The organism is Acinetobacter sp. 24-47-39, assembly GCF_056783825.1.
In genome coordinates this window covers 1-222 of sequence record NZ_JBWYIP010000054.1, presented here as the reverse complement: position 1 = coordinate 222, position 222 = coordinate 1, and the positions used below count along the sequence as shown (strand labels likewise).

The following is a 222-nucleotide window of genomic DNA, read 5'->3' as shown; positions in this document are numbered from 1 at the left end:
CCATCTTCGTTTTCATCATTTACTGTTGGTAAGGTGATGTCGACTAGATCATCTAAGCGTGCATCCAATGCGTCTTTGTCTGCTCCTTCTGGAAGTGCATCAACTTTCGCTTGTGCATCTTCTTTAGCAGCAAGTGCATCATCACGTGCTTGAGTCAGCTCAGTAAGTTCTGTTGGGGTGATTAAACCATCTGATTCGGCATCTGCTAGTGCTTGCTCTGCC

At 45.9% G+C, this 222-nt stretch carries 1 protein-coding gene; it reads right to left on the bottom strand.

Features of this window, described 5'->3' with window-relative positions; all coding sequences use genetic code 11:
* On the bottom strand, window positions 1-222 hold a 222-nt coding region (locus tag AC1M9C_RS15030), incomplete at both ends, for a GA-like domain-containing protein (RefSeq protein ID WP_481953988.1).